General features: G+C 48.5%; 3 protein-coding genes. 2 read left to right on the forward strand and 1 reads right to left on the reverse strand.

Going from position 1 to position 5,756, the window contains the following annotated elements:
• Positions 1-124 precede the first annotated feature (124 nt).
• Positions 125-1,570 carry a phospholipase D-like domain-containing protein gene (locus tag QZP87_RS02915; RefSeq protein ID WP_291321419.1) on the reverse strand — a complete coding sequence of 482 codons (1,446 nt, stop codon included), beginning with the start codon at positions 1,568-1,570 and terminating at the stop codon, positions 125-127.
• Between the two features lie 1,194 nt (positions 1,571-2,764).
• Here QZP87_RS02915 and QZP87_RS02920 point away from each other — a divergent pair.
• Together QZP87_RS02920 and QZP87_RS02925 are read left to right on the forward strand one after the other, a co-directional pair.
• Entirely contained in the window at positions 2,765-3,985 is a 1,221-nt protein-coding gene (locus tag QZP87_RS02920) for a 6-phosphofructo-2-kinase/fructose-2,6-bisphosphatase (protein WP_291321420.1), read from the forward strand.
• A gap of 175 nt (positions 3,986-4,160) precedes the next feature.
• Positions 4,161-5,234, forward strand: a complete 1,074-nt coding sequence (locus QZP87_RS02925; protein WP_291321421.1) for a TRAP transporter substrate-binding protein — start codon at positions 4,161-4,163, stop codon at positions 5,232-5,234.
• Positions 5,235-5,756: the final 522 nt, after the last annotated feature.

The following is a 5,756-nucleotide window of genomic DNA, read 5'->3' on the forward strand; positions in this document are numbered from 1 at the left end:
AAGGCAACCAGTTTTGCTAATGAGAGATTTCAGTAACCAAAAAAATATTGTCGCGGGGACTGTCCCAAGTGTGGGATACGAGCACTTCTTTATCTTGGGTTGCGGGCATAGCCCGCGTTAGTCACTAAAGATAAGGACTGAAAAGCCAGCAAATGGAATCCCTGGTCCTTACAGGCAGGGATCTGCTGTCCACCTCCTGCAGGGTGGTCTCGTGGGATTGCCTGATCTTTGATCTGACATGCCTGGTCAGCTTGTTTACCAGCCTTTTTTCATAGATTTCCACAACCATTTCAAAATTCAGCCGCAGACTGCGGGGATCAATGTTGGCTGAACCAATAAGCGCGTAGGAATCGTCCGCCAGAAAAAGCTTGGTGTGCGCAAAGGGTGGGGGCTGATAAAACACCTTTACCCCGCTCTGCAGAATCTCCCACAACATATTCCTCGTGGCCCAGTGCACGTAGGGCAGATTATTTTTTGCCGGCAGAACCACACTCACCTCCAGACCCTTGAGGGCTGCTGTCTGCAGCGCCACTATCAACTCCGGAGAGGGCAAAAAATAGGGCGTCATGATAAGTACCCTTTTCCTGGCCTGGGACACAACGCCCGTAAGCAGAATGCGCAGCTTGTCCAGGTCCTGGTTGGGCCCCACTGTGATGGTTCTGCACACAGCTTCCCCCTGGTGCATGCTGGCCACTTTCTGCCTGGGCCTTTTACTGTAATCACCAGTGCAGAACCCCCAGTCCTCCATGAAGACCTCTTCCATCTGGTTCACCACAGCCCCGGAAAACATGAATTGTACATCCTGTTTGCGTTTGCGGTTTCTGGGTTTGTTGACCAGATGCCTGTCACCCAGGTTCATGCCCCCTGTAAAGCCGAACTTGCTGTCAACAAGGAGCATTTTCCTGTGATATCGCAGGTTGATGAACGGGGAGGGAGGGTAAACCCTGGGTGGCAGAAAGCGGACAAAAGGAATCCCGGCCCCCTTGAGCATCCTCCCAATCCTGGGCCAGGAGTAGTACTCACCTATCCCGTCTACCAGCACCCGCACATCCACACCTCTTTGCATGGCGTTTGATAGAGCCTGCACAAACAACTTGCCCGTGTTGTTGCTTTCGAATATAAAGGTAACCAGATATATACTTTTCTGAGATTTGTTGATGCACGAAAGCATTTCAGGGTACGCCTGTTCACCGTTGTACAGGGGAGTAACACTGTTTCCCTTCAGGAGGGGCCTTTTGGAAATGGCCTCCGAAAGCTGTGCCAGCTGGTGAAAATCCGGGGATATTTCGAAATCTCGCACCTTTTTTCCCGAAGGTGCGATCTTTTTTGTTGAAGTTTCAAAATCGGAATCCCAGTGCGGCCAGTACCACTTCAGTTTTTTAGCCCTGGTCTTGACTCGATTGATGCCAAGGAGAAAATAAAGGACCGGTCCCAGGGTGGGTACCAGCAGGCAGGTCACTATCCAGGCCCAGGCCCCTTTTGGGTCTCTTTTGTAAAGCAGGGCATGTCCGGCAGCCAGAAAGTTGAAAAAAAGAATTATGCCGATTATAAACCATTCAAATATTTGCATTTTTATATCTTTTCAAACTAGTTGCCTGAATCTGGAAAATGTGATTAGTTCAGATTCGCCGTTTACAGGTCCTGAGAGTGTAACCATACAGAGGATCCTCGGTGGTGATTACCGGCACAAAGCCTGGGGCTGTCCCCTGCTGTGTATATAGAAAAAAGACTGCTGCCCACAGATCACACAGATGCACACAGATAAAAGAGGGTTTTTATGTGCGTACCAGGAATGAAGAACCTGGTATGCACATGGTCTCCACCGCATCCGCGTTAGATTCCGGGGTAGCCATTCAGAGGTCCTCGGTGTTGACTAATGGCACCAGGCCTGGGGACTGTCCCCCGCTAAGTATTGAACCGCAAAGGCGCTAAGTACGCAAAGTTAAAGACGCGAAGCAGGTGTATTGTCCAAAATCAGGACACGGTTTTGGACAAGGCTGCCTTTTCATTTGCCGCAATCCCGGCAAATGAAAAAACCTTCCTGCCTTCCTTTGCTGCCTTTGCCTGCCCCGTTAAACAGAGGTTAGTCTCCGTTGCAAACGGGTTTAACTGGGGCGTCTTGAGCTCGCCCGGCCTGCCCCGTAAAACCGGGGTCCCCCCTGGGGTGTTTTACTGGGGTTGAATAGACTTTCGGTCTACGGCAAAGCCGTATTCAACTGGGTGAGTCTTTTTACCCAGTTGAATACACGAAGTGTAGGCACAGCCATTCAACAAGGGCGAACGGGCGGTTAAGGTTTCTTTATTTCTTGGGTTGCGGGTAAAGCCCGCGTTAGCGCTTTTAAGTAAAGCGCTAAACAGATATCCCCACTGAAACATCCGGTGGATGTTTAAAAGGTTTGCGGCAGTGTTATATTCTGATAATTAATCAGGATCAAGCCTCGCAGGGGCATATAAAAGCGGTTCTTAACTCAACGGTTTAGGCTTTCCGCAGAAACCATGTCATCTTGATAGGCGCTTAGCACAGATTTCAAAAAAACATGTTGAAAACTTTTTCTGACACCCTGCCCCTCTGGATTAGATTACGCGCACGGCGTAAACTCCCCTCCTTAGCCAAGGAGGGTCTGGGGGTGGTTGTATAGGGCTGGGGTGCCTGTCCCCTGCTTTCCTAAAAAAAGGCTAAACTGTTACGAAGAGCCAGTCCTTAAGCTACATCCAAAACGCTGAACAGATACCGAGTGTCCAGTTTGAAAAAGGCTTGATAAGCATGCAGCAAAATTATTTTAACAAACTTTACATAGCCATGGTAGGTTTACCTGCCCGGGGTAAATCCACTGTAGCCGCCAAACTCCGTGAAGGGCTGAGAAAAGAACATATCAAAGTCCGCATATTCAATAACGGAGATCTCCGGCGCAGGCTTTTATGCGAGAGTTCATCCAGGCCTGATTTCTACAACCCTGATAACAGGGTCAATGCCGAACAAAGAGAACAGATCGCCATCACCAATATCAAAAACGCTTCAAAATACCTCCAGAGCGATGGGCAGGTGGCTGTGCTTGATGCTACCAATGTCAGCCTGAAGCGGCGAAGGACAATTCAGAGACTGCTGACAGACCATCCAGTCCTGTTTGTTGAATGCATCAACAACGACCAGGAAATCCTCAAGGCAAGCATTACCAAAAAGACTGAGCAGCCGGAGTTTGCAAAACTTGATTTCCATGAGGCCTTTGAAAGTTTTAATAAAAGAATTCAGTACTATGAGTTTATCACCCAACCCCTTGGGGAAGAGCGTAACTATTACGTCCTGGACTCGCTGAACAACCAGATCCTGGAAGAAAAAATATCCGAAAATATTTTCTGCAATGTCCAGATCAGAGATCTTCTGGTATCTGACTGGGTAAAGAATCTTTTTCTGGTCAGGCATGGAGAAAGCTATTTCAACCTGGAAAACCGCATAGGGGGGGACTCAGAACTCACCCCCACCGGTTGGGAGCAGGCCGGTGCTCTGGCTGAACATTTCAAACAGACAAATATTCCTAACATCTACTCCAGTACTAAGAAGCGCACCATCCAGACCGCAATTCCCATCAGTGGAATGCAGAAGAACACTGAGGTCATGCAGTTGAAAGAATTCAGCGAAATTCACGCCGGAATCTGTGAGTTCATGAGCTATGATGAAATCCGGCGTGAAAAACCGGAAGTTTTTTACAGCCGCACTAAAGACAAATACAACTATATTTACCCTGAAGGCGAAGGCTATGTGACCCTCAAGCATAGAGTGGACCGTGGACTGAAAAAAGCCATTTATTTGAGCGGAAATGCTACATATATAATGATAATCGGGCATCAGGCGGTCAACCGCATGATCCTGGCCCACTTTTTATATCGCCGGAAGGAAGATGTGCCTTACATTTATACACCTCAGGACAGATATTTTCATATAGTTTCCACTCAGTCCAAAAAACTTTTTGAACTCAAGAGGTATTGACCATAAGCCTGCTGCGTGCATGCAGGCAAACTGTTTTACAAAAACTCAAATTTTGTATATATCTGGCCCGGCGGGGGGTGAGAGTTGAGAAGTCCCTGTGGCGACTCCAGGATTGTAATAAAATTTACTCTAATGCCGTAACCAATCAATCTTTAGGAAAACGGAGGATACAAGGATGAAGAAAAAAATGTATTATTTGACTGGGCTTCTTTTGATACTGTTGAGCCCGGCCCTCTTCGGGTGTGCCGATGATGTAGATGAAGTCGAAGAACCGGTACAGACTTTCAACCTGTCCCTGGCCACTTTCTGGCCGGCCACGGATTTTATGGTGTCTGAAGGGCACAACAAATGGATTGAAGAAGTTGAAAAAAGGACTGAAGGGCGGGTGAAAATCAACCTTCACCCAGGAGAAGCCCTGCTTGGGGCCAGGGAGATATACAGCGGCGTGGCGGACGGTGTAGCTGATATAGGCACGACCTGCCCCTCCTACACCCCCGGCATATTCCCCCTGACCGAAGCTTTTGAACTGCCGGGCTATGAAAACGTCAACGCTGTATCCGCCTCTCTGACCGCCAATGAAGGCTACAAGCGATTCAAACAGGATCTGGGCGTGGATGAATTTGAAGATGTCAAGGTCCTCTTTTTCTGGGCCACAGGACCTGGAGACATAATGAGCCAGAAACCCGCCAGGACTTTGGAAGAGCTTTCAGGCATGGAAATCCGGGCAGTGGGGGGAACAGTTCCGCCTCTGGAAAAGCTGGGTGCAGTGACTCACTCCATGCCCATGTCCGAATCCTATCTGGCCCTGGACCAGGGTCTGGTTGAAGGCATCCTGGCACCCACCGACACCCTGAAAGGTTTCAATCTGGCTGAGGTAGTCAGCAACGTTACCCACACCCCGTTTCTCTACAATATTGTCTTCATGAAAATCATGAACAGAAACAAATGGGATTCTTTGCCTCCGGACATACAGGAAATTATCCAGGAGATGAACGACGAGTTTGCTTATGAATATGGCCGGCTTAGGGCCGAGCATACAAAGCTTGGCCTGGAATACGGCAAGGAACAGCATGGAATAAATTATTACGAGCTTGATGCTCAGGAAGAAGAAAAATGGCTGCAGCGCATTGAACCAGTGGTCACTGACTGGATCCAGAGGCGGGAAGATCGCGGCCTGCCCGGCAAAGAAGCGGTGGAACTTGTCAGAGAACTGGACGCAAAATTCTCCCAGGAATACCCCGATTATTAACATTTTTCCCTGGTCTTTTCTCACAATATTACTGGTAGAGAAAGCCCTGCAACCGTTGGATTACCCGGCCAATATTACCCTTCAGGGAGGCTGAATTGTGCGTGCTGGAATCAGGCCTTAGGCGCTTAGCATTAATTTCGGAACAACATGTTGGTCGTTAAGAAAACATTGTGCTTGCATGTTTGTGGGGACAGGCACCCCGGCACTTATTTTTTATTGAACAAGAAACAAATTAGAAAAATAAGTGCCGGGAGAGCCAGTCCCCGTGCTCATGGCGTCCTGCAAGGGTTAACCGATATGATGCCCCGAAGGGGCCACTTTTTCCGTGCAAGGTCGCGGAAAAAGCCTGGTGACTTACTCCTGAAACCCTGACATAAAATACAAGATACTTGGACAGGATTAACAGGATTACAGACCTTTTTGCCCGCCTTCCGGGCGGGATAAAAATGCTTTTCTCTTAATCCATCTCATAATCTATGCCTGCCACGCGTCTTTGGCGTGGTTAATCCTGTCAAAAAAGCT

Source organism: Desulfonatronospira sp. (assembly GCA_003563255.1).
GTDB lineage: Bacteria > Desulfobacterota > Desulfovibrionia > Desulfovibrionales > Desulfonatronovibrionaceae > Desulfonatronospira.

Coding starts and splice junctions, on each gene's coding strand:
- QZP87_RS02925 (WP_291321421.1), top strand. CDS start 4,161: ATGAAGAAAAAAATGTATTATTTGACTGGGCTTCTTTTGATACTGTTG.
- QZP87_RS02915 (WP_291321419.1), bottom strand. CDS start 1,570: ATGCAAATATTTGAATGGTTTATAATCGGCATAATTCTTTTTTTCAAC.
- QZP87_RS02920 (WP_291321420.1), top strand. CDS start 2,765: ATGCAGCAAAATTATTTTAACAAACTTTACATAGCCATGGTAGGTTTA.